Here is a 23,748-nt window from a genome sequence, read left to right as displayed (position 1 = left end):
GCACCTGTACGGTCGCAGGTGCTGCCGGATGCGCTCCAGTGTTATACCTGTCGGAACACCTTGCTGCGGCACGGGTCCAGACAATTTTGGTCAGACGGTACGTTTAGATGCTAGCAATAAGGCAGACGCGATGTAAAGCCATTTCTACCGTGCACATTTACTTGTATGTGCGTGTTTTGCCACAGATTTTGCCCAGCCGCCGCTGCCGGAATGGCAAGCTTATCGGCTTGTTAAAGGTAAAGTTTTGTGACAATTCCCTGCGCCGGCGCGCGCGCCGGCCGTCCAGCCCCTCGCTTATAATGCTGTGGATAAAATACTGAAAGCTCCCTGCGCATGACATCATCCAACAAGGCGACGCCTACCCCTGACAACAAGCCCTCGCGCTCGCGCGGCTTCCTGCTGATGGCCCTGGCCTCGCTGGTCGGCCTGCTGATGGCGGCGGTACTGCTGGTGGTCTTCGGCCTGGCCATGGCTTACCCCAACCTGCCCTCGCTGGACCAGCTGACCGATTACCGTCCCAAGATGCCGCTGCGGATCTTCTCGGCCGATAATGTGCTGATCGGCGAATTCGGCGAAGAGCGCCGCAACCTGGTCCATATCAAGGACATACCCGATGTGATGAAGAAGGCCGTGCTGGCCATCGAGGACGACCGCTTCTACGAGCATGGCGGCGTCGATTACCTCGGCATCCTGCGCGCGGCCGTGCACAACGCCACCGGCGGCGCGCGCCAGGGCGCGTCCACCATCACGCAGCAGGTGGCGCGCAACTTCTTCCTGTCCAGCGAGCAGACCCTCAAGCGCAAGGCGTATGAAGCCCTGCTGGCCTGGAAGATTGAGCAGAATCTGACCAAGGACCAGATTCTCGAGGTGTACATGAACCAGATCTATCTGGGCCAGCGCGCCTACGGCTTCTCCTCGGCGGCCCAGATCTACTTCGGCAAAAACCTGAAGGACATCAGCGTCGCCGAAGCGGCCATGCTGGCCGGCCTGCCGAAAGCGCCGTCGGCCTACAACCCGGTGGTCAATCCGAAGCGCGCGCGCACCCGCCAGCAGTACATCCTGCAGCGCATGGCGCAGCTGGGCTATATCACGCCGGCCCAGTACGAGGCGGCCAAGAACGAGCAGCTCAAGGTGAAGACCGATTCCAGCGAATTCGGCGTGCACGCCGAGTACGTGGCCGAGATGGCGCGCCAGCTGGTATACGAGCAGTTCAAGGAAGACACCTATACGCGCGGCCTGAACGTGTTCACCACCATCACCAAGGCCGACCAGGATGCGGCCTACCTGGCCCTGCGCCGCGGCGTGATGGACTACGAGAAGCGCCACACCTACCGCGGCCCGGAAGCCTATATCGACATCCCGTCGAACAAGGCCGACGCCGACGAAGCCATCGAAACCGAGCTGGCCGAGCATGCCGACAGCGACGATATCGTGGCCGCCATCGTGCTCTCGGCCAGCCCGCAGAAAGTGGTGGCCGTCACCGCCTCGGGCGAGGAAATCACCATGACCGGCGCCGGCGTCGAGATGGGCAAGTCCTGGCTGTCGGAAAAAGCCGCGCCGAACCGCCGCATCCGCCGCGGCGCCGTGATCCGCGTGATGCAGGAAGGGAAAGATTGGCAGATTACCCAGATGCCGGAAATCGAATCGGCCTTCGTGGCCGCCAGCACCGAGGACGGCGCGATCAAGGCCATGGTGGGCGGCTTCGACTTCAACCGCAACAAGTTCAACCACGTGACCCAGGCCTGGCGCCAGCCCGGCTCCTCGTTCAAGCCCTTCATCTATTCGGCTTCGCTGGAGCGCGGCCTGTCGCCAGCCACCGTGATCAACGACGCCCCGATTTCCTTCGACGCCGGCCAGACCGGCGGCCAGGCCTGGGAGCCGAAGAACTACGACGGCAAGTATGAAGGTCCGATGACCATGCGGCGCGGCCTGACCAAGTCGAAAAACATGATTTCGATCCGCATCCTGCACAAGATCGGCGCCAAGTACGGCCAGGAATACACCACCCGCTTCGGTTTCGAGCCGGAGAAGAATCCACCCTACCTGACCCTGGCCCTGGGCGCCGGTTCGGTGACGCCGCTGCAGATGGCGGGCGCCTACGCCGTCTTCGCCAATGGCGGCTACAAGGTCACGCCTTACCTGATCTCCAAGGTGACGGACGCCAACGGCAAGGTGCTGTCCCAGGCCAACCCCGACCGCGCCGGCACGGAAAGCAGCCGCGTCATCGACGAGCGCAACGCCTTCATGATGGACAGCATGCTGAAGGACGTGGTGCGCTTCGGCACGGCGACCAAGGCCCTGGTGCTGCGCCGTCCCGATATCGCGGGCAAGACCGGCACCACCAACGATTCGATCGACGCCTGGTTCGCCGGCTACCAGTCAAAGCTGGTGGGTGTGGCCTGGATCGGCTACGACCAGCCGAAGAACCTGGGCAACCGCGAAACCGGCGGCGGCCTGGCGCTGCCGATCTGGATCGGCTTCATGCAGAAAGCGCTGAAAAACATCCCGATCGAGGATAGGCCGGTGCCCGAAGGCATCATCATGGCCGATGGCGAATACTTCTATGCCGAGAATCCGCCGGGCGTGGGCGTGCAGAGCCTGGAAGGCAATGCGCGCGGCACACCGGCCGAGGAAAAAGCCAGAGATGCCGTGAAGAACGAACTGTTCTGATAAACAAAGAGAACTGCGCAAAGGGGACCACGGTCCCCTTTGTTTATTCCTGTTCCTTACGCCTGTTCGGAAATCACCACCGGCGCGCCGCCGGACTGGTGGGCCGTGATGGCCGTCAGCGCTTCGAACAGTTCGGTGTTGTCGCGCGTGTCGCGCCATTTGCCGTCGACCTGGCGGTAGTGGAAGCCGCCGGTGCGCGCCGCCACCCAGATTTCCTTCATGGCGGCCTGGCTATTGACGATCACCTTGGAGCCATTGTGCACAAATTCGATTTCCAGCACATTGCCGCTGCGGCTGCACTCGACGTCGAGCATGTCCTGCTCGAACAGGCGGTCATAGGCGGCTTCGATGGCGGACAGGGTGGCGTCGGCCAGGTCCAAAAATTCCGATTCGGTCATGCTACACTCCAAGCTCTCTGATCAAACCGTGATTTTAATCGTGAAGTCCACTTTTGCGCTGACTGGCGTTCTCGCCACCTGCCTGCTGCTGTCCGCTTGCGGCCAGACCGGCCCCCTGTACATGCCGAAAACCCAGACCAAGGCCGGCGGCTCCACCGCGCCGGGCAAGCCGGGCGTCGCACCGGCTTCGTCCCCCGTCCCGGCCACCCCGCCCGTATCCCAACAACAGTAATCCATGTCCCAATTCGCTTACCAGAACGGCGTGCTGCACGCCGAGGGCGTCGCCCTGAACGCCATCGCCGAACAATACGGCACGCCGACCTACGTCTATTCCAAGGCCCAGTTGCTGGGCAACTTTGCCGCCTATGCCGACGCCTGCGCCGGCCGCGACGCGCTGGTCTGCTATGCGATGAAGGCCAATTCCAACCTGGCCATCCTGGACTTGCTGGCGCGCCAGGGCGCGGGCTTCGACATCGTGTCGGGCGGCGAACTGCTGCGCGTGATCGCGGCCGGCGGCGACCCGCGCAAGGTGATCTTCTCGGGCGTAGGCAAGAGCGTGGACGAGATGCGCCTGGCGCTGACGCACGACATCCTGTGCTTCAACGTGGAATCGATTCCCGAGCTGCACCGCCTCAACGAGGTGGCGGGCAGCATGGGCAAAAAGGCGCGCATTTCGCTGCGCGTGAATCCGAATGTGGACGCGAAGACCCATCCATATATCGCCACCGGCCTGAAAGCGAACAAATTCGGCGTGGCCTTCAGCGATGCGCTGGACACCTACCGCACCGCCGCCAGCCTGCCGCACTTGGACGTGTGCGGCATCGACTGCCATATCGGCTCGCAGCTGCTGGACGATGCGCCGCTGCTGGAAGCGCTCGACAAGCTGATCGAGCTGATCGACACGCTCGATGCGGAAGGCATCCACCTGCACCACCTGGACATCGGCGGCGGCCTGGGCGTGGATTATGGCGAAGTGGGCGAAGGCGCGCCGGTGGCCGTGGGCGATTATCTGGGCCGCCTGTTCCGCCGCGTCGACGCCTGGCGCGCCGAACGCCACGGCGGCAAGCCGATCAAGGTGATCTTCGAGCCGGGCCGCTCCATCGTCGGCAATACCGGCGTGCTGCTGACGCGCGTGGAATTCCTCAAGCACGGCGAAGAAAAGAATTTCTGCATCGTCGATGCGGCCATGAACGATATGGCGCGTCCGGCTCTGTACCAGGCCTGGATGGATATGCAGCCGGTTGTGCAGTCCTCTGCTGCCGGCGAGACCTTCGACGTGGTGGGACCGATCTGCGAATCGGGCGACTGGCTGGCGCGCGAACGCGCGCTGGCGGTGGCGCCGGGCGATCTGCTGGTGATGCACACGGCAGGCGCCTATGGCATGACGATGGCCTCGAACTACAACACGCGCGGCCGCGCCGCCGAAGTGATGGTCGATGGCGGCCAGACCCATCTGGTACGCCGCCGCGAAACGCCGCAAGAGCTGTTCGCGCTGGAGTCGGTGCTGAAATAAGCTTCCCGGGCTGCGCACCGGCATGGTGCGCAGCTCAATCCTCCGGGCCGTCGGCGAAGATTTCTTCGAGGTTGAGGCCATCCGCGAAACGGTCGGCCCAGAGGTCGAAATCCTCTTCCGCCCCCCAATGCATCTGCCACAGATAGTCTTCGTGCAATGGGCCAAAGCGCTTGATCAAGATACGTTCCAGAACATGCTGCCTCGCACGCATCAGCTTGCCGTAAGCGAACTGTTCGGCAAAAGTGTCGAAGTCAGGGATTTTGATTCGCATTGGATGGCCCTCCCTACACATCAATGCTTCCAGCTTAGGCGCGCATGATTGCCCTGGCAAGCGCCGCTGCAACCAGTTCAAGACGCCATCACGCAGCGGCTGAGGCGGCTTTTCCCTCAACCATTCGGCAAGAAGCGTAACCACCTCCGCAAACCCGGGACCCTCACTTTCGTACTTGAAACGAAGCATCGCGACAATGATATTGCGCAGACCATTGTGCTTTCTCATCAATCGCCGCAAATCGAGAAGTACAAAGCGCTGTGCGGCCTGCAAAGCTTCCATACCAGCGGGACAGGCGGCGATCAAGTCGGCCAGGTCAGGGCTGCCGGTCCAGCGCCGCGCGCCACTATAGAGGACGAGCGGCAGGATGGGTGGCAGTTGATGCGCGGCTGGCAGCTCGTGGCGCTTGACCAGATCCTGGTACATCAGGCCGATATAGACCTGCATGCGCAAGGCCATCCAGGGGTCGGGCGTGGACTGGAATTCAAGCAAGAGGTAGAGGTACAGCCATTGCCCGGCCATCTTCACTTTCCACACCATATCACTGTGGCGCTGGGCGCCCTCCTCGCCCACATAGCTGCCGTTGACACGCTCCAGCGTCCCCAGCTCCAGCTGGTTCAGCCAGTCTGCCGGGATAAAGGCGCGCAGCAGGTCGGCCACTATTTCAGGATGGGAGAAGAGTTGCCGGTATGCGCTGTCGTGCTGATGGGCCATGGCCCATTGTAGGGAGGCCAGGTGGCGCTGCGACGGGCAAGGATGCGCAGGCTTTGCGCATCCTCAAGGAGGGCATGTCTTAGTGGCAGCAGCCGGAACAGCCTTTGGCGGCGGCCGGCGCAGCGGCGCGCTTGCTGTAGGCCCACCACAGGCGCACTCCCAACAGCGCAGCGACGATCAGGCCGAACAGGATAGGTTGGCTGAAATCGTGCTTGGCCGCCTTCATCCACCAGAAATGCAGGATGCCCAGCGGCGCGATGATGTAGACCAGCCGGTGCAGCCACTGCCAGCGCTTGCCGCCCAGGCGCTTGATCATGCCATTGCTGCTGGTAATCGCCAACGGCAGCAGCAGCACGAAGGCGCTGAAGCCGACGGTGATGAAGGGCCGCTTGAGCACGTCCTTCCACATCGCTTCCACATCGAAGAAATGGTCGAACCACAGGAAAGTCAGGAAGTGCAGGAAGGCGTAGAAGAAGGCATACAGGCCCAGCATGCGGCGCAGGCGGATCAGCCAAGGCCATTGCAGCAGGCGGCGCAGCGGCGTCACCGCCAGCGTCAGGCAGAGGAAGTACAGCGTCCAGTCGCCGCTGCCGCGCGTGATGAACTGCAGCGGCTCGACCAGTTGGCCGCTGACCGTGAGCCAGGCCATGCGCGCAAAGGGCAGCAGCGCCAGCACGAAGACGGCGAGCTTGATGCGGGATAGCTGTTTGGGGGTGGGGAAAAAGTCCATCATATTCAGAAATACTTCTTCAAATCCATGCCGGTATACAGTGAGGCCACATCGCTATAGCCGTTGAACATCAGTGTCTTACGCTTGCGCACGAAGAAGCCATCCTCGCCGATGCGGCGCTCGCTGGCCTGCGACCAGCGCGGGTGGTCGACTTCGGGGTTCACATTCGAGTAGAAGCCGTATTCCGAGGGCGCGGCCAGATTCCAGGCGGTGCGCGGCATCTCGCGCACGAAGCGGATCTTGACGATGGACTTGGCCGATTTGAAGCCATACTTCCACGGCACCACGATGCGCACCGGCGCGCCATTCTGCTTGGGCAGGGTTTCGCCATACATGCCCAGGGTGAGCAGGGTCAGCGGATGGTTGGCCTCGTCCAGGCGCAAGCCTTCCACATACGGCCACTGCAGCACGCGGCTGCCTACGCCGGGCATCTGCTTCTTGTCGGCCAGGGTGATGAATTCGACGTATTTGGCGTTGCCGGTCGGTTCGACCCGCTTGATCAGTTCGGACAGCGAATAGCCGACCCAGGGAATCACCATCGACCAGCCTTCCACGCAGCGCAGGCGGTAGACGCGCTCTTCGAGCGGCGCCAGCTTGAGCAGGGCGTCCAGATCGAGCGTCAGGGGCTTTTTCACCTCGCCCTCGATGCTCACGCTCCAGGGCTGGGTTTTCAGCGTGTGCGCGTTCTGGGCCGGGTCGCTTTTGTCGGTGCCGAATTCGTAGAAATTATTGTAGCTGGTGGCGTCCTTGTAAGCGCTTTGCTTGTCGAGGGCGGAATAGGCGGGATTGAGCTTGGCGGCCAGTTTCGGATTCAGGCCCTGGGCCTGGGCTTCCTGGCCCAGCGATTCGAGCAGGGCGCCGCCGGCCACCGCGCCCAGCGCCATCTGGCGCATGAAGCTGCGGCGCGACTCGAAGACGGCGCGTGGGGTGATTTCAGATGGAAACGGCAAGTCGATGCCGTTTGGATTCCGTTTGATCAACATGGCAACTCCAGGAAAAAAGTGCAGGCTTGTTGTTTAGTCTGGCCAGACAGCGAAACCTTACACCTCTTTCCTGAAAGCTGATTTAAAGCTTGCCGTAGGAATGCAAGCCGGAGAGGAACATATTGACGCCCAGGAAAGCGAACGTCGTCACCAGCAGGCCGACCAGCGCCCACCAGGCCAGGAAGCGGCCGCGCAAGCCCGTCACCAGGCGCATATGCAGCCAGGCCGCGTAGTTGAGCCAGACGATCAGGGCCCAGGTCTCTTTCGGGTCCCAGGACCAGTAGCCGCCCCAGGCTTCGGCCGCCCACAGGGCGCCGAGGATGGTGGCGATGGTGAAGAAGGCGAAGCCGGCCGAAATCGACTTGTACATCACATCGTCCAGCACTTCCAGCGCCGGCAGGCGGTCCACCAGATAACCGGAGGATTTGAGCAGGTAGGCGCCGGCCACCATGGCCGCCAGCGAGAAGGTGCCGTAGCCGATGAAGTTGGCCGGCACGTGGATCTTCATCCACCAGCTTTGCAGGGCCGGCACCAGGGGCTGGATTTCGGCCGCGTCGCGCGACACGGTGTACCACAGCAGGAAGCCGACGGCGGCCGAAATCACCAGCAGCACGAAAGCGCCCAGCTGCCGGGTGTTGTAGCGTTTTTCATAGTAGAGGTAGAACATCGCCGTGATCAGCGAGAACAGGATGAAGACCTCGTACAGATTGGAAATGGGGATGTGGCCGACGTCGGCGCCGATCAGGTAGGACTCGTACCAGCGCACCAGCATGCCGGTGGTGCCCAGGATCACGCCGGCCCAGCACAGCTTGGAGCCGACCGTGAAGCCCATGCCCGAACGCAGGCCCAGGCCGATCAGATAGAACAGGGTGGAGAGGAAGAACATCACGCTCATCCACAGGATCGCCGACTGGCTCGACAACATATTGCGCAGCCAGAATTTCTGGTTCGCCATATTCAAGTCGCCCGCGTACAGCGCGATGGCGGCCAGCGCCAGCGCGGCCGTCAGCGGCATCAGCCAGCGCACCGGCTTCCAGTGCCAGCCCAGGGCGGCGAAGGTGGGCGCGCAGGCGAGCAGGATCACTTTTTCATAAATGTCCATATACGCGCCGAAACGGTTCAGCGCGAACAGGGCGGCGCCCAGCAGACCGGCGGCGAACAGCCAGTCGATCCAGTTGAGGCGCTTGAAATAGCCGGGCGCCTCGGTATAGGTTTGGGTTTGCGTAATTTCCATTATTCCTCTCCACAACGTAGCAACAGCTTACGCCGATTGCGGCAATTTTTCCTTCATTTCATTGAATTCCCTATCGAAGTCCAGGGTGCGGCGCTGGGTGCTCATGGCCATCAGCGCGTGCGTGCCCTGCCCTTCCTCCTTGATCCAGACCCACAGGCGGCGTTCGCGGATATAGAACATGGCGAACACGCCCAGCACCAGGAACAGGCAGCCGAGGTAGACCACGCTCTTGCCGGGCGACTTCGTGACCTGGAAGACCGACGCCTTCACCTCGGTGAATTCGTCGAGCTGCAGATAAATCGGGGCGCCGTAGAAGAAGGCGTCCGACAAGGCATTGGTGGCCAGCTGCAGATAGCGCGCATGCTTCTCGTCAGCCGTGACCGGGGCCAGGCCATCCTTGTCGCGCGCGATCTGCCACAGCTCCCACAGCGTGCCGTTGAGGATTTTCATAAAGATGTCGGCGGCCTTGGCCTGCTCCTGCTCCGGCACTTTTTCCAGGAAGCGGCTGATGGCCATGAAGCCGCCCTGCTTGTCGTCGCCGGCGAAGATTTCCAGGCTCTTCAGCGCGGAATCGCGCAGTTGCAGGTTCAGCACGGCATTAGCGGCGGCGGTAGCCGGCGCGGCGCGGCGCGCATAGCGTTCGGCGGCGCTGGCGCGCAGGGCCGGGTCTTGCAGCGCGGCGCGCAGGCGCATCCAGTCGCGCACGCTGTATTCGTCGTCGGCCGGGATGCGCAGATAGCTGAAGGCATCGTTCGGATTGGCGCGCACGCCGGCCAGGAAGACGGTGGCGCCTTCCAGTTCCAGCGGCTGCATATAGTTCTGGAATTCGCGCGCCTGGCCGGTCTTGTCGCGCAGCTTGTACTGCACGCTGGGGCCGACGTTCTTCAAATCCTTGTTGTTGGCGGTCTTGGCGGCCGAACCGAGGTGCTTGTCCAGGCTGCGCGCGAATTCCTTGTTCAAGTCCTCGCCCTTGGTCACGGCGCGCGCATCCTGGCTTGCCATGTTTTCCACATTGAAGGGGCGGAAGCCCGACCATTCGATGGTGTAGTCCTCGGTCATCGGCGTGCTGGCGTTGACTTCACCGCTCAGTTCAAACTGCCCGGCCTTGGCGCCCTTCATCGGGTAGCCTTTGAGCTTGAGCTTGGTGCCGCCATCCTCGAAGCTGGACTGGTAGACGGCCAGGCCCTTGTAGACCAGGGGCTTGTTGACTTCGATGGTGGCGGGGATGGTCTTGCCGTTTTCCTTGTCGCGGATCACCACATCGCTGGCGAACAGCTTGGGCATGCCCGTGCTGTAGAAGTCGATGGTAAACTTTTTGAGTTCGATGGTGAAAGGCAGTTCCTGGATCAGCACGCCGTCGGCGCGCGGGATGATGGCCGTATCGCTGGCCTGGCCTTCGGGAATCGCGGTATTGGCGCGGAAGGTCGGGTTGGCCTGGCTCAGGCGGTGCTGCTGGGGAATATCGGAAATCAGGCCGCCGCCGGTGAACGGGGTCTTGCCCATGGTCCATTCCTGCAGACGGATCGGCATGTCGGAATCGAGCAGGCCGCCGACGCAGATGATGACGATGGCGGCGTGGGCGAAGATATAGCCGAATTTATTGCCGGCGCCGCGTTTCGCGGTCAGCAGCAGGGCCTGGTCTTTTTCGATGATGCGGGTCTGGTAGCCGGCGTGCTGCAGGCGGGTGGCGGTCTGCTGGGCCAGCGCGGCGCGCGCCAGCGGCGTGGTCCATTCGCTGTGGTGGTGGAAGTTGCGCAGCGACTGTTCGCGCACATGTTCGCGCCAGCTGCGCATATCTTTCAGCATCTTGGGCGTATTGCGCACGATGCAGAGCGAGGTCGAGACCACCAGGAAGCCCATGATGAGCAAGAACCACCAGGCGGAGTACACCGCATATAGGCTCAGTTTATTGAAGACTTCAAACCAGAAGGGACCAAACTGGTTGATGTAATTGCTCATGGCCTGGTTCTGCTGCATCACCGTGCCGATGATCGAGGCGATTGCTATCATCGTCAAAAGACTGATAGCAAAGCGCATCGAGGACAGCAGCTCAAACGCTTCGTGCAGAGTGGGTCGGTGGCTGGCCGGCGGGGCGGCGGTGGTACTGGCGGTGCTCATGCGGATGTCTTCACAAAAGGGACGGAACCAGGCAGGCAGGAGGATACCAATAAAAAGGGCAGCCCGCTTACGCGGCCGCCCTTTATACTGCCTGAACCGTCCTGTGCGCTTAAAGCAGACTTAAAGCAGTCGGCGCGGGACTAGCGGAGGTGATTATTTCAAGCCGGCCACGTAGTCAGCCACGGCCTTCATTTCCTCGTCGGACATGCGTTTGGCGATGGTGCTCATTTCCGGGCTGTTCTTGCGGCCATCGGCCTTGAACAGGGCCAGCTGGGCGGCGGTGTAATCCTGGTGCTGACCGCCGATGCGCGGATAGGTGGCAGGCATGCCGGCGCCGGCCGGGCCATGGCAGCTGGCGCAGGCGGGAACGTTCTTCTCGGCGATGCCGCCGCGATAGATCTTCTTGCCCAGTTCCACCGTGTCTTTATTTTTGGCGGCGCCGGGTTTCGAGGTCTGGGTTGCCAGGTAGGCGGCGATGTTTTTCTTTTCCTCATCCGACAGCATTTTGGAGAAGGTGGTCATCACCGGCTGGCTGCGCGACGGACCTTCGAAGCTCACCAGCTGTTTGTAGAGATACGCTTCCGGCTGACCGGCCAGTTTCGGGTTGGCGGTGATGGTCGAATTGCCGGCGGCGCCGTGGCAGGAGACACAAGCGGGCAGGCCGCGCGCCGCGTCGCCATCGGCGTACAGGGTGGCGCCTTTAGCGGCATCGGGCTTGGCAGCGGCCGGCGCGTGCTTCGCGTCGGAGGCCGATGCCACACCGGAAACGGCCAGCAGTGTAATGAACAAGGATTTTATAAATGGTGAAAACGCACGATTCATTCGGACACCCTGAGACAATTAGAAATTAGTAATAATCATTGCTGTATCAGTCTGCGTTATTAGCCGGCCGATCACCCCACAACAGCAATTAGTAACCCCTTATTGTACAATAGCTTTCTCGCGTTATCGCTCCCTTTTTGTTGTAATTCCCGCCTATTCCCATGTCCAAACTCTGGCAAGCCCGCTTCTTCACTACCGTCAACCACTTGCGCGACCTGCCTCGCACAAGCGTGCCGGAAATCGCTTTTGCCGGCCGCTCTAATGCCGGCAAATCGACCGCAATTAATATCCTGTGCAATCAAAAAGGTCTGGCATTTGCATCTAAAACTCCGGGCCGTACCCAGCATATTAATTTCTTTTCGATCGGCGGCGCCCATGTGGCAATGCACCGCAAGGACGAAACCAATGTGGACGAAATCCAGGCGCTGATCGCCGACCTGCCCGGCTACGGCTATGCCGAAGTGTCGGGCGACGCCAAGCTGCATTGGCAACGCCTGCTGGGCGACTATGTGCAACGGCGCGACCAGTTGGCCGCCCTGGTCCTGATCATGGATGCGCGTCGCCCATTTACCGAACTCGATATCCAGATGCTCGAATGGTTCGCCCCCACCGGCAAGCCGATCCACTGCATCTTGACCAAGGTTGACAAGCTCAACCGCAATGAATCCGTCAACGTGCTGCGCCAGGCGCAAGCCAAACTGGACAGTTACGTCGACGAAGACGGCGAAGGCTTCCCCTTCACCGTACAGCTGTTCTCCGCGCTCAAGCGCATCGGCATCGACGAAGCCACCGCCAAGATTGAGGAACTGATCGGCCTGGCCGGCGACGCGGATGCACCGGATGACGCCGCCGCGCCCGGAACAGACCAATAATAGCCATAGGAACCCCAGCGATGCACCATCCCCAAGTCTCCGCACAATTCCCTGCGATCCGCATGCGCCGCATGCGCCGCGACCCGTTCTCGCGCGCCCTGATGCGCGAAAACGTGGTGACGGCCGCCGATCTGATCTACCCGGTCTTCATCCTGGACGGGAGCAACCGGCGCGAGCCGGTAGCCTCGATGCCGGGCGTCGAGCGCGTGTCGGTGGACGTGCTGCTGAAGGTGGCGGAAGAGTGCGTGGCCCTGGGCATTCCCGTGCTGGCCCTGTTCCCGAATATCGACGCGGCGCTGAAAACCCCGGACGGCGTGGAAGCGACCAATCCCGACGGTCTGGTACCGCGCGCCGTGCGCGCGCTGAAGCAAGCCTTCCCCGAGCTGGGCATCCTGACCGACGTCGCGCTCGACCCCTACACCAGCCATGGCCAGGACGGCCTGCTCGACGCCAGCGGCTACGTCATCAATGACGCCACCACCGAGATGCTGGTGCGCCAGGCGCTGACCCAGGCCGACGCCGGCGTCGACGTGGTCGCCCCATCCGATATGATGGACGGCCGCATCGGCGCCATCCGCGCCGCGCTCGAAGCCAAGGGCCACATCCACACCCGCATCATGGCCTACTCGGCCAAATACGCCTCCGCCTTCTACGGTCCCTTCCGCGACGCGGTCGGCTCGGCCGGCACCCTGGGCAAGGCCGACAAGAACACCTACCAGATGGACCCGGCCAACAGCGACGAAGCGCTGCGCGAAGTCGCGCTCGACCTCAACGAAGGCGCCGACATGGTGATGGTCAAGCCCGGCATGCCCTACCTCGACATCGTGCGCCGCGTAAAGGACGAATTCAAAGTACCGACCTTCGCCTACCAGGTCAGCGGCGAATACGCGATGCTGAAAGCGGCCGCCCTCAACGGCTGGCTGGACGGCGACAAAGTGATGATGGAATCCATGCTCGCCTTCAAGCGCGCCGGCGCCGACGGCGTCCTCACCTACTTCGCCCTCGACATCGCCCGCAAGCTCAAAGCCAGCACCTAAAACCTCTGATCTAGATCAACAAATGTCCCACCCTGGTGTCAGGCACCACGGTGGGACATTTTTTGCGCTGGATCAAAGAATGTCCGACTCTAGTGCCTGACACCAGGGTGGGACATTGTTTGTTTTGGATCAAAGGGTTTAGCGGGGGCGGCGGTATTCGGGGAACATTTCCTTCATCAGGAAGGCCGCCAGTTCGGCTTCATCGTCCTTGCGCGCGCTCATGCGCACGACCTTGCCGAGGCGGTGGGATTCCCATTCGAAGTCGCCGGGCTTTTCTTTGCGGATGAGCTCGATCATCTTTTTCACCACGGCCGTTTCGATGTCGGCTTCGCCGCTCACTTCGACGTGCACCTGCTGCAGCCACTGGCGCTTGAAGTTGGTGTTCCAGCCGCGGAATTTGACGTCGGCGCTGTTGAAGGTTTTGTTGGTGACATCAAAAATGCCGCCGGTTTCGTTGCGTTCGCCATTGGCGCTGCGGCCCTGGGCGCCCATGATGTTGGCGCGGGCGATGCGGCGCGCACGGTCGTCGTCGCTTTCGGGTGCGGCGTCGGCCGAGGGCACCGCGCCGCGGCGGCGGCGCGCCGCTTCGACCATGGCCTGCATATCGTCCACTTGCGGTGGCGGCGGCGTCAGCTTGGCGGGCGGCTGCGGCGTGCGCGGCTGCTCGGGTATCTCAACCTGGGTGATGGCGTTCGGGTTGTGGCGCTGCGGCACGATGCGCGGCGTGATCTTGGCCGGCTGGGTCTTGCGCGGCGTGGGTTTCTGTTCAGGCTGGGGCTGGGCTTTGGGCTTGCTGGGCTTTTCTTTTGGCAGCGGCGCGACCCACACCATATCGCCTTCCTTGGCCGGCGGGGTCAGCACGATCTTGTGCTTGGGGCCGAACAGGAAGTACAGCGCCACCAGCACGTGCAGGGCCACCGAGATGGCGATGCCGATGCGGTTCGGCTGCTTGTCGCCATAGCCCCCCGGCGGCGGCAGGCGCTGGCCGCACGCTTCGCAATACTCGTGGTGATCCGTGTGGGAGCGGGTGAACTGAAACAAAATCATCGGACTTTCTGCGCAAAGCGGTCTGCTGGTCTGGTGAAGAAGCTTACTAAAACTCGGTCTTGACGGATGTTAGCGAATGTATCAGCAACAGCCGTCCCGCATCATATCAGTGCTTGACCGCGCTGACAGCTTTCAGCTCAACCAGCTTGCCGCCCTCCTCCACTTCCTCATCAGCCAGATCGGCGTCGCTCATGGGGCCGCTGCCGCTGTATTTGTCGAGGAAGAGGTAGATCACCGGGGTGATGTAGAGCGTAATCACCTGCGAGAACAGCAGGCCGCCGACCACGGCCAGGCCCAGCGGCTGGCGCAGCTCGGCGCCCGCGCCCAGGCCAAGCGCGATGGGCAGCGCGCCCATCATGGCGGCCAGGGTGGTCATCAGGATGGGACGGAAGCGCAGCACGCAGGCTTCGCGGATCGCCTCCTGCGGCGTGCGCCCTTCGGTGCGCTGGGCTTGCAGGGCGAAGTCGATCATCATGATGGCGTTCTTCTTGACGATGCCGATCAGCATCAGAATACCGATGATGGCGATCATGGTCAGGTCGAGGTTGAACAGCCACAAGGTCAGCAGCGCCCCGACCGCGGCCGAAGGCAGGCCGGCCAGAATCGTCAGCGGGTGGATATAGCTTTCGTACAGCACCCCCAGCAGCACATAGATCACGCCAAGCGCGGCAATAATCAGGATGAGCTGGCTACTCTGCGAGCTCTGGAACACGGCCGCGTCGCCGCCATAGGTCGTGATGATGGAAGGCGGCAAGCCCATCTCGGCGCCCATGCGGTCGATCTTGGCTGTCGCGTTGCCGAGCGGGACATCGGGCGCCAGGTTGAAGGAAATCGTGATCGCCTGCAGCTGGCCCTGGTGGTTGACCGAAGTCGGCCCCACCGTGCGCTCGACTGAGGCAAAGCTCGACAGCTGCACCAGCTGGCCGCCGGCATTGCGCACCGAGACCTTGGTCAGCGCATCGTCGAACTGGCGGTCTTCGGTGGCCGCTTCCAGAATCACGTAATAGCTGGCGGCCGAGGAATAGATGGTCGACACCTGGCGCTCGCCAAACGCGAGATACAGCGCGCTGCGGATATCGGCGATCTTCACGCCCAGGGTATTGGCCTTGTCGCGGTCGATCTTGAGCGAGGCTTGCAGGCCGCGGTTCTGCGAATCGGTGGTGACGTCGCGGAAGTCCTGGTCGGCGCGCATTGATTCGACAAACTTGCCGGCCCAGTCGTTGAGCGCGTCGGGACTGACCGACTGCAGCGTGTACTGGTAGCGGCTCTTGCTCGGACGGCCGCCCAGCTGCAGATTCTGCGCCGGACGCAGATAGACGGAAATGCCCGCCACCTGGCGCGCCGATTTGCGCAGGCTGTCCAGCACTTCGGGCATCTTGGCGCGCTCGCCGCGCGGCTTGAGCACGAGGAACATGCGGCCGGTATTGCCGCCGCTGGAGAAGGATGTCACGTCCTGCACATTCGGGTTGGCGCGCATGCGCTCGACCACCTGCATCTGCAGTTCCAACATGGCCGAGGACGAAATGTCTTCCGAGGCTTCGGTGGTGGCCTGGATCTGGCCCAGGTCTTCCTCGGGGAAGAAGCCTTTGGGAATGGTGGCGTACATGATCACCGTCAGCACGAAGGTGGCGACGGCGATCGCCAGCACGATGTAGCGGTGGCGCAGGGCCACGTCGAGCGTGCGCGCATAGCCGTCGCGCAGCTTGCCGAACGCCGCCTCGAAGTGGCGGCCGATGAAGCTGTCGTCGCCCGAGGTTTCGTGCGAGTCGGCCGGCATGAAGCGCGCCGCCAGCATGGGCACCAGGGTCAGCGACACCACGGCCGACACCAGCACCGACAGCGCCACCACCACGGCGAATTCATGGAACAGCAGGCCGATCACGCCCGGCATGAAGAAGATCGGAATGAAGACCGCCACCAGCGAAATGGAAATCGAAATAATCGTGAAGCCCATTTCGCGCGAGCCGACCAGGGCCGCCTGCAAGGGCTTCATGCCGTGCTCGATATGGCGCACGATGTTTTCCAGCACCACGATGGCGTCGTCCACCACCAGGCCGACGGCGAGCGTGATGCCGAGCAGGGACACGTTGTCGAGGCTGTAGCCGAAGGCGTACAGCAGGGCCAGCGCGCCGAGCAGCGAGATCGGCATGGTGACGGCCGGGATGAAGGTGGCGGCCAGGCGGCGCAGGAAGAGGAAGATCACCAGCACCACCAGCACCACAGTCAGCGCCAGCGTCAGGTTGACGTCGTGGATGGCTTCGCGGATCGAGACCGAACGGTCGTTGACCAGGTTGATCTTGATCGATTGCGGCAACTGGGCGCGGAAGCGCGGCAGCAGGGCACGCACGCCGTCGACCACCTGCACGGTATTGGCGTCGGGCTGGCGCTGCACCATCAGCACGATCGAGCGTTCGCCGTTGTAGCTGCCGGCCGTCTTCACGGACTGGAAACTATCCTCGACGGTGGCGACGTCTTTCAGGCGCACCGGCTGGCCGTTGCGGTTGGCGATGATGAGTTCGGCGAATTCGGCCGCCTTCATGAGCTGGGCATTGCCCTGGATGGTCAGGGTCTGGCTCGGCCCGTCGAGAATGCCGAGCGGGGTGTTGGCGTTGGCGGCGCGCACGGCCGTGGCCAGCTCGTCGAGCGTCAGATTGCGCGCGTTGAGCAGGTCGGCCTTGGCGCGCACGCGCACGGCAAAGCGCTTCTGGCCGTTGACCGACACTTGCGCCACGCCCGGCAGGGTGGACAGGCTGGGCGCGATCAGGTTTTCCGCGTAATCGTTGAGTTCGGACAAGCTCAGCGAGGGCGAGGTCATGGCCATGAACAGCACCGGCGCGTCGGCCGGGTTGACCTTGCGGTAGGACGGCAGCTCCGTCATCTCCTGCGGCAGCGCGCGCTGGGCGCGCAGCAGGGCCGCCTGGACGTCGACGGCGGCCTGGTTGACGTTGATGCTGGGGTCGAATTCCAGGGTCAGCGAGGTCGAGCCAAGATTGCTGGTCGAGGTAATCAGGCTCAGGCCGGCAATGGTGGAGAATTGCTTTTCCAGCGGCAGGGCCACGGACGAGGCCATGGTTTCCGGGCTGGCGCCGGGCAGGTCGGCGCTGACATTGATGACCGGGGTGTTATAGCTGGGCAGGGCGGCGACCGGGATGTGCGAATAGGACAGCACGCCGGCCAGAATCACGCTCAGCGACAGCAGCACCACCATGACGGGGCGCCGGATGCTCAGTTCGGACAGATTCATTCCGCCTTACCCTTCTGCTGCTGGCCTGGCGCCTGGCCAGGATGGGCGCCCTTGGCGCCGCCATGCTTGCCGGCCGCATCGGCGATGCGGATCTTGCCGCCGGGACGCAGGTTTTGCTTGCCTTCCACGATGATCTTTTCATCGCCCTTCAGGCCGGTCACAGCGGCCTGGGTGCCGAAGGCATGCAGGCGCTGCACATTCACGACGGCGGCCGTATTGTCGGGCGCCACGGTGTAGACGAAAGTGCCGCGGGTATTCGTAATGATAGCGTTTTGCGGCACGACCAAGGCATCTTTCAGGGTTTGCACGGTGAGCTTGGTGTTCACGTACTGGCCGGGCCAGAGGCGGGTATCGCGGTTGTCGAACTGGGCCTTCACGCGGATCACGCCGGCCACGGGGTCGACCGTATTGTCGATAAAGCTGAGCTGGCCATCGATGGGCTGGTTCGAATTGTTCTGGAACACCTGCACCGCCACCTTGCCGGCGCGCTGGGCGTCGAGCAGGGCCGCCAGGCTGCTTTCGGGCAGGGTGAAGGCGACATTGATGGGGTTGAGCTGGGTAATCACGGCCAGCGAGGTCGACAGCTGCACCAGGCTGCCCGGATAGACATTGATGGCGCCCACCCGGCCCGCCATCGGGGCGCGGATCGCGGTATAGCTCTGGCTGACCTTCTGGGCGCGGGCGGCGGCGATATCGGCTTCCAGGGTGGCGCGCGCGCCCTCGACCTGGCTCTTCAGGGTATCGACGGCGCCCTGGGCGATGAATTTCTGGTTCAGCAGTTCCTGGCTGCGCTTGTACTGGCGCTCCAGGTCGGCCAGGGTGGCGCGGTCCTTGAGCACCTGGGCTTCGGCCTTGTCCAGATTGGCAGCCTCGCTGCGGGCGTCGAGCGAGAACATCAGCTCTCCTTCCTTGACGAACTGGCCTTCCTTGACATGGACCTTGACGATGGTGCTCGTGGTCTGGGGATGCAGGTCGACCGTGCTGATCGGGCTGACCGTGCCGTTGGCCTGCAGCAGCACCGGCACATCCTGGCGCACGGGGGCGACCACATTGACCGTGGTCGGTCCCTGGCCCATGGCGTTGGCGCCAGCCTTGCCGCCGCCCTGCCCTTCCGCGGGTTTGTGCGTGAAATGCCAAGCGCCCGCGCCGATCAGGACAGCTACGCCTACCAGAATTCCCAGTGTCTTCTTTTTCATTCGTACTTTACGGCAAAGTTTAAGAGTCGCCGCCCGCGCCTGCACGGCGAGCGGATTGTCGCATACATGGGCGACGTTAGAGTGAGGATCGTGTCATTTGCCGGCGTAATACTCCGGAATCACGAGGGTGGCTTCGAGTCCGCCCTGTTCCAGATTGGCCAGGGTCAGGGTGGCGCCATGCTGCTCGGCGATATTGCGCGCGATGGTCAGGCCCAGACCCGTGCCGCCCGAGCTGCGCGAACGCGAAGTCTCGATGCGGTAAAACGGTTCGAAGACGCGCGCCAACTGGTCGGCCGGGATGCCGGGGCCGCTGTCGCGGATGCGGATGCGCGCCGCGCCGCCGACGCGTTCGACCGCGACTTGGGCCTGTTGGCCGTATTTAACGGCGTTATCGAGCAAATTGACGAGACAACGGCGGATATCGAGCGGGCGGCACATCATCGCCATGGTCGAACGGCCATCCAGTTCGACGCGCTGGCCGGCATCAACCGCATCGGCGCAGACGCTGTCGAGCAGAGAGTCGAGATCGAGCGCCTGCATGGCTTCGGTGGTGTCCATGCTGCGCGCCAGGTCCAGGCCTTCCTTGACCATCTGCTGCATGGCCGAGAGGTCGCCGATCAGTTTCTGCTGCAAATCCTCGTCGCGCACTTTTTCCAGGCGCAGGCGCATGCGCGTGAGCGGGGTTTGCAGATCATGGGTGATGGCGGCCAGCATCTCGGTGCGCTGGAAGATGTGCTGGCGGATGCGCGCCTGCATGGCGTTGAAGGCGGCGCCGGCCTGGCGGATCTCGCTGGCGCCGGCCAGGGCCAGCGGCGGGTGGTTGATGTCGTTGCCGAGGTCTTTGGCGGCCTGGGCCAGCTTTTTCAGCGGCCGCATCGTCATGCGCGTGACCAGATAGGCCAGGATGGCGATGCTGAGCAGGAAGGGCAGGAAGACGGCGTATTCATTGTGGCCGGTGGGCGGCGGCGAGCGCGGCGGCAGCACCGAGAGCTTGAGCAGCTGGCCGTCGCGCATGCGCACCAGGATTTCCTCGCAGGTGCCGCGCCACTGGGTGGGGCCGAAGATGGAATTGGACTGGCGCGGCTGGTCGCAAGCCTCGGGCCGGCCAGCCAGCGGGGTCAGCAGATAATCCGCGCCCAGGCGGGCGCCCAGGGCGCGCGAAAACTCGGTGGGCGGCTGGGTGGCGGCGCCCAGGCTTTCGATCGGCTCCAGGCGCAGGCCGCCCTTGCTGGCCACGCGCAGATACTGGCCGCGCGCCTCGGGCAGCACCACCTCGGCCGTGGTGATCAATTGCTCGACGCGTTCCAGCGCGTGATAGTCGCGGTAGCGCGACAGGGTGCGCTGCCGCTCGTTGACGGCCAGCCACTGGGTCAGGGCCGCCGACGCGACGATGCCCAGCATCAGGACCAGAAACACCCGCCCGGTCATCGAGCGCCAGAAAGCCTTCACGCCGCAGGCTCCACGCTGACCGCGCCGGCCAGCACATAGCCGCCGTTGCGCACGGTTTTAATGATTTGCGGCATGCGCGCATCCTCGCCCAGCTTTTGGCGCAGGCGGCTGATCTGGATATCGATCGAGCGGTCGAAGGGGTCGGCGTCGCGGCCCTGGGTCAGGTTCAAGAGCTGGTCGCGGTTGAGCACGCGATTCGGATGTTCGAGGAAAACCTTGAGCAGGCGAAATTCGGCGCCCGAGAGCATGATGACGATGCCTTGGGGGTTGAGCAGGTGGCGCGCCGTCAAATCCAGGGTCCAGCCCGAGAAGCGGATCTGCTGGGCCTGGTCCGACACGCCGGCCGGCTGAGAGTTACTACGGCGCAAGACGCTGCGGATACGCGCCAGCAGTTCGCGCGGCTCGAAGGGCTTGGGCAGGTAATCGTCGGCGCCCATCTCCAGGCCGAGGATGCGGTCGAGCGGCTCGCTGCGCGCGGTCAGCATGATGACCGGCAGGGTCGAATGGGCGCGCAGCTTGCGGCACAGGGTCAGGCCATCCTCGCCCGGCAGGTTGAGGTCGAGCACGACCAGGTCGGGGCGGGTTTCATCGAGCACCTTCCACATGGCGGCGCCGTCCGCCGCGCCCAGGCTGCGGTAGCCGTTCGACTCCAGGTAGTCGGCCAGCAGGGTGCGGATGTCGCGGTCGTCGTCGACGATCAGAATAGTAGAAGATGGTTCCATGCCTCAATTATCCTTAGTTCCGCCGCCGCTTACCAATGGGCTTTTGTATCGTCTTGTATATGCCGCCGGGCGAAACATCTCGAAACAAAAAGCGGCGCTGCCGACACTTGTCAGAAACACCTGCTTGAGAAGATAAGACCATGTGCTAAACCTAAGGTGCACATATTCCCACTCCCTGAAAGGAAAGTATGATGACCAGCTTACGCAAACGTATTGCTATCGGGATGACCGTGCTGAGCCTGGGCACGGCCGCATTCAGCGCCTATGCCGAAGAAACCCCGGCGCAAGGCCGCCATGCGCACGCCGCCAATAAAGAAGAAGCCAAGGCCAAATGGCAGGAACATTTCGCGCAACGCCAGCAGCGTTTGCACGATAGCCTGAAATTAACGGCCCAGCAAGAACCGGCTTGGGCGACATTTATCGCCGCGATTAAACCGGAGATGAATGCCGCCCATTCCGACCGCGCCGCCGCCGCGAATATGACGGCGCCGCAAAGAATGGAGAAACACCTGGAAATGGCAAAACAGCATATCGCCAAGCAGGAAAGCCATTTAGCCGCCCTGAAAACCTTTTATGCCGTGCTCAGTCCCGAACAGCAGAAAATCTTCGACGAACAAGCGAAGCGCCTGCACCAGCATCGCCGCGGCATGATGCGCCACCACCATTAAACCCGCGCGCCGGGCCGATGCCCGGCTTTTTTGGCTTCACTCATGCTCAATATTGGCATGATTACACCAAAAACCAGCACGCCATAGCCGAGCCCGTGTCCGATTGGGGTCTGACCCCAAGGTGGACACGGGCTCGGCTGTGGGGGAATAAAAAACCCGGCTTAATTGGCCGGGTTTTGGTTTATTGCAGCTTGTTGAGGGATTGCAGGAATTTTTCGCTATTCTGGAATCCGATCACGCGGGAATCGGGTATTTCTTTTCCGCTGCGGTCGAAGAGAATAAAGCCGGGGGGGCCGAATAATTTGAAACGGCGCAGCATTTCTTTATCGGCTTCGTCATTGGCGGTGACGTCGACTTGCAATAAGACGCTATTGGCCAATTTGGCTTTGACTTGTGGATCAACAAAGGTGAATTTTTCCATTTCTTTGCACGATACGCACCAGTCGGCATAAAAATCGAGCATTACGGTTTTGCCGCCGGTATTGGCCAAGGTGGCGTCCAATTGGGCGACGGTTTTAATGCGGGTGAATTCCAGGCCATGCGCCTGGCCGCCGCGCAGATGCGATAAGGGCGCCAGGGGATCGCGGCCGCCGCTGAGGGCGCCAATCAGCTGGGCGGCGCCGACAAACGCAAAGACCAGGCTCAGGGCTTTGAGTCCCCAGTGCCGGGATGTGACGAAGAGGTACATGCCATAACCGAGGCCAAGCACGGTCCAGCCCAGCATCTGCACCAGCGCCGGCAACACGGGCGACACCAGCCACCAGGCGACGGCCAGCATCAGCACGCCGAAGAAGCGTTTCACGCCCTCCATCCAGGCGCCGGCGCGCGGCAGCACGGCACCGGCCGAGACGCCGACCAGGACCAGGGGTACGCTCATGCCGACGGCCAGCGCGAACAGGGCGCTGGCGCCGATCACGACGTCGCGCGTCTGGCCGATGTACAGCAAGGTGCCGGCCAGCGGCGCGGCCACGCAGGGGCCGACGATCAGGGCCGAGATCGCGCCCATGGCAAAGACGCCAGCCAGCTTGCCCGAGGATTGGCGGTTCGATGCCGCCATCAGCCGGCTCTGCAGGGAGGCCGGGACTTGCAATTCATACACGCCGAACATGGACAGGGACAGCAGCGCCATCAGCAGCGCAAACGCGCCCAGCACCCAGGCGTTCTGCAGATACGCCGCCAAGCCTTCACCAGCCAGCCCGGCCGCCACGCCCAGCGCGGTATAAATGATGGCCATGCCCAGCGCGTAAGTCACCGACAGCAGCAGGCCGCGCTTGCGCGTGGCGCCCGCGCCTTCGCCAACGATGATCGAGGACAGAATCGGCACCATGGGCAGCACGCAGGGCGTGAAGGACAGGCCCAGGCCCAGCAGCAGGAACAGCGGCACGATGACCATCAGGCGGCCGCTCTTGAGCGCCGCTTCGATGCGGCCCAGCTCGCTGGTCCCGGCCGCCGCGCCGCGCGCCGAACCGGCGGCCTCGGCAGCCTGGGCGGCTTGCTCGGCGGCATAGCCTTCCGGCGTGCTCAGGCCCGCCAGGTCCTGGCCCGCGCTCGCGCTGCTGATGCTCAGGCCGCCGCCCTGCAGGCGCGTGCTGGCGTCTTGCGGTGAATAGCACAGGCCTTTGTCCGAGCAGCCCTGGCTGGTCGCCATCAGGGTGAAGGGGCCGGCCGCTTCGACCGGGATGACGATGGTCACGCTATTGCGGTAAGTCTCGACTTCTTTCTGGAAGGTTTCATCGAACTTGACCTTGCCCGGCGGGATCTCCGGCTCGCCCAAGGTGGCGCCCACGGCCTTGAAGGCGAAGCGCTCGCGGTACATGTAATAGCCGTCGGCAATCTTGTAGGTCACGGCCACGCTCTTGCTGTCGGCCATGCGGGCCGAAAACTGGAAGGCGACATTGGGGTCGAGGAATTCTTCGTCGGCGCGCGCGCTGCGGCCCGCCAGCAGGGCCAGCGTCAGCAGCACGGCCAGGGCCGCCAGCAGCCAGCGCGCGAAGGGACGGGGGGAAATAAGGCTGGACATAGCAATCGTCTTTAATCTGGGCAATAGAGCAAGCGAATAG

19 protein-coding genes are annotated in these 23,748 nt (G+C 62.9%); 6 read left to right on the top strand and 13 right to left on the bottom strand.

Going from position 1 to position 23,748, the window contains the following annotated elements; translation table 11 throughout:
• The first annotated feature begins 333 nt into the window (after positions 1 to 333).
• The gene (locus FHS03_RS16235; protein ID WP_183441970.1) at positions 334 to 2,670 is read left to right on the top strand and encodes a penicillin-binding protein 1A; all 2,337 of its coding nucleotides are present in this window, start codon (positions 334 to 336) and stop codon (positions 2,668 to 2,670) included.
• A 56-nt stretch (positions 2,671 to 2,726) separates the two neighbouring features.
• Here FHS03_RS16235 and cyaY read toward each other — a convergent pair whose 3' ends face one another.
• Positions 2,727 to 3,068, bottom strand: coding sequence for an iron donor protein CyaY (gene cyaY, locus FHS03_RS16230; RefSeq protein ID WP_176347890.1), 342 nt, complete (start codon positions 3,066 to 3,068; stop codon positions 2,727 to 2,729).
• Between the two features lie 40 nt (positions 3,069 to 3,108).
• On the opposite strand from cyaY, the gene lptM reads away from it, so the two are divergent.
• Together lptM and lysA are read left to right on the top strand one after the other, a co-directional pair.
• On the top strand, positions 3,109 to 3,300 hold the full coding sequence (gene lptM / locus FHS03_RS16225; RefSeq protein ID WP_183441969.1) for an LPS translocon maturation chaperone LptM: 192 nt from the start codon (positions 3,109 to 3,111) through the stop codon (positions 3,298 to 3,300).
• 3 nt (positions 3,301 to 3,303) lie between these two features.
• Positions 3,304 to 4,581, top strand: a complete 1,278-nt coding sequence (gene lysA, locus FHS03_RS16220) for a diaminopimelate decarboxylase (protein WP_183441968.1) — start codon at positions 3,304 to 3,306, stop codon at positions 4,579 to 4,581.
• A gap of 34 nt (positions 4,582 to 4,615) precedes the next feature.
• Here lysA and FHS03_RS16215 read toward each other — a convergent pair whose 3' ends face one another.
• From FHS03_RS16215 to FHS03_RS16190, 6 genes are all read right to left on the bottom strand, one after another.
• Positions 4,616 to 5,566: an Rpn family recombination-promoting nuclease/putative transposase gene (locus tag FHS03_RS16215; protein ID WP_183441967.1), complete on the bottom strand. Its 951-nt coding sequence runs from the start codon at positions 5,564 to 5,566 to the stop codon at positions 4,616 to 4,618.
• A gap of 79 nt (positions 5,567 to 5,645) precedes the next feature.
• Entirely contained in the window at positions 5,646 to 6,296 is a 651-nt protein-coding gene (msrQ, locus tag FHS03_RS16210) for a protein-methionine-sulfoxide reductase heme-binding subunit MsrQ (protein WP_183442192.1), read from the bottom strand.
• Between the two features lie 5 nt (positions 6,297 to 6,301).
• Positions 6,302 to 7,279 (bottom strand): protein-methionine-sulfoxide reductase catalytic subunit MsrP, encoded by a 978-nt coding sequence (gene msrP / locus FHS03_RS16205; RefSeq protein WP_183441966.1) that lies wholly within the window; start codon positions 7,277 to 7,279, stop codon positions 6,302 to 6,304.
• 82 nt (positions 7,280 to 7,361) lie between these two features.
• Positions 7,362 to 8,513, bottom strand: coding sequence for a c-type cytochrome biogenesis protein CcsB (gene ccsB / locus FHS03_RS16200; RefSeq protein ID WP_183441965.1), 1,152 nt, complete (start codon positions 8,511 to 8,513; stop codon positions 7,362 to 7,364).
• Positions 8,514 to 8,540: 27 nt separating this feature from the next.
• Positions 8,541 to 10,631, bottom strand: a complete 2,091-nt coding sequence (locus tag FHS03_RS16195) for a cytochrome c biogenesis protein ResB (protein WP_183441964.1) — start codon at positions 10,629 to 10,631, stop codon at positions 8,541 to 8,543.
• Positions 10,632 to 10,784: 153 nt separating this feature from the next.
• Positions 10,785 to 11,453: a c-type cytochrome gene (locus tag FHS03_RS16190; RefSeq protein ID WP_183441963.1), complete on the bottom strand. Its 669-nt coding sequence runs from the start codon at positions 11,451 to 11,453 to the stop codon at positions 10,785 to 10,787.
• 161 nt (positions 11,454 to 11,614) lie between these two features.
• Here FHS03_RS16190 and yihA point away from each other — a divergent pair, with 161 nt between their 5' ends.
• Both yihA and hemB read left to right on the top strand, forming a co-directional pair.
• Positions 11,615 to 12,325, top strand: a complete 711-nt coding sequence (gene yihA, locus FHS03_RS16185; RefSeq protein ID WP_183441962.1) for a ribosome biogenesis GTP-binding protein YihA/YsxC — start codon at positions 11,615 to 11,617, stop codon at positions 12,323 to 12,325.
• Between the two features lie 20 nt (positions 12,326 to 12,345).
• Complete coding sequence (gene hemB / locus FHS03_RS16180; RefSeq protein WP_183441961.1) at positions 12,346 to 13,362, top strand: porphobilinogen synthase; 1,017 nt, start codon at positions 12,346 to 12,348, stop codon at positions 13,360 to 13,362.
• Positions 13,363 to 13,500: 138 nt separating this feature from the next.
• Here hemB and FHS03_RS16175 read toward each other — a convergent pair whose 3' ends face one another.
• The 5 genes from FHS03_RS16175 to FHS03_RS16155 all read right to left on the bottom strand — a co-directional run bounded on the left by FHS03_RS16175 (position 13,501) and on the right by FHS03_RS16155 (position 21,020).
• Positions 13,501 to 14,409 carry a cell envelope integrity TolA family protein gene (locus tag FHS03_RS16175; protein WP_183441960.1) on the bottom strand — a complete coding sequence of 303 codons (909 nt, stop codon included), beginning with the start codon at positions 14,407 to 14,409 and terminating at the stop codon, positions 13,501 to 13,503.
• Between the two features lie 106 nt (positions 14,410 to 14,515).
• The gene (locus tag FHS03_RS16170) at positions 14,516 to 17,653 is read right to left on the bottom strand and encodes an efflux RND transporter permease subunit (RefSeq protein WP_183441959.1); all 3,138 of its coding nucleotides are present in this window, start codon (positions 17,651 to 17,653) and stop codon (positions 14,516 to 14,518) included.
• Positions 17,650 to 18,849 carry an efflux RND transporter periplasmic adaptor subunit gene (locus FHS03_RS16165; protein ID WP_183441958.1) on the bottom strand — a complete coding sequence of 400 codons (1,200 nt, stop codon included), beginning with the start codon at positions 18,847 to 18,849 and terminating at the stop codon, positions 17,650 to 17,652. Before FHS03_RS16165 ends, FHS03_RS16170 begins: the two co-directional genes overlap by 4 nt.
• A gap of 93 nt (positions 18,850 to 18,942) precedes the next feature.
• The gene (locus FHS03_RS16160; RefSeq protein WP_371871722.1) at positions 18,943 to 20,298 is read right to left on the bottom strand and encodes an ATP-binding protein; all 1,356 of its coding nucleotides are present in this window, start codon (positions 20,296 to 20,298) and stop codon (positions 18,943 to 18,945) included.
• Positions 20,295 to 21,020 carry a response regulator gene (locus tag FHS03_RS16155; protein WP_183441957.1) on the bottom strand — a complete coding sequence of 242 codons (726 nt, stop codon included), beginning with the start codon at positions 21,018 to 21,020 and terminating at the stop codon, positions 20,295 to 20,297. The genes FHS03_RS16160 and FHS03_RS16155 overlap by 4 nt, the downstream gene beginning before the upstream one ends.
• 188 nt (positions 21,021 to 21,208) lie before the next feature.
• Here FHS03_RS16155 and FHS03_RS16150 point away from each other — a divergent pair, with 188 nt between their 5' ends.
• Positions 21,209 to 21,688: a Spy/CpxP family protein refolding chaperone gene (locus FHS03_RS16150; RefSeq protein WP_183441956.1), complete on the top strand. Its 480-nt coding sequence runs from the start codon at positions 21,209 to 21,211 to the stop codon at positions 21,686 to 21,688.
• Between the two features lie 181 nt (positions 21,689 to 21,869).
• On the opposite strand, the gene dsbD is transcribed toward FHS03_RS16150, so the two are convergent.
• Positions 21,870 to 23,708 (bottom strand): protein-disulfide reductase DsbD, encoded by a 1,839-nt coding sequence (dsbD, locus tag FHS03_RS16145; RefSeq protein ID WP_183441955.1) that lies wholly within the window; start codon positions 23,706 to 23,708, stop codon positions 21,870 to 21,872.
• Positions 23,709 to 23,748: the final 40 nt, after the last annotated feature.

Origin of the sequence: Pseudoduganella violacea (genome assembly GCF_014191875.1) — a bacterium.
Taxonomy (GTDB): domain Bacteria; phylum Pseudomonadota; class Gammaproteobacteria; order Burkholderiales; family Burkholderiaceae_D; genus Rugamonas; species Rugamonas violacea_A.
The sequence above is the reverse complement of the archived record's forward strand: the minus strand, read 5'-3'. Positions and strand labels throughout refer to the sequence as shown.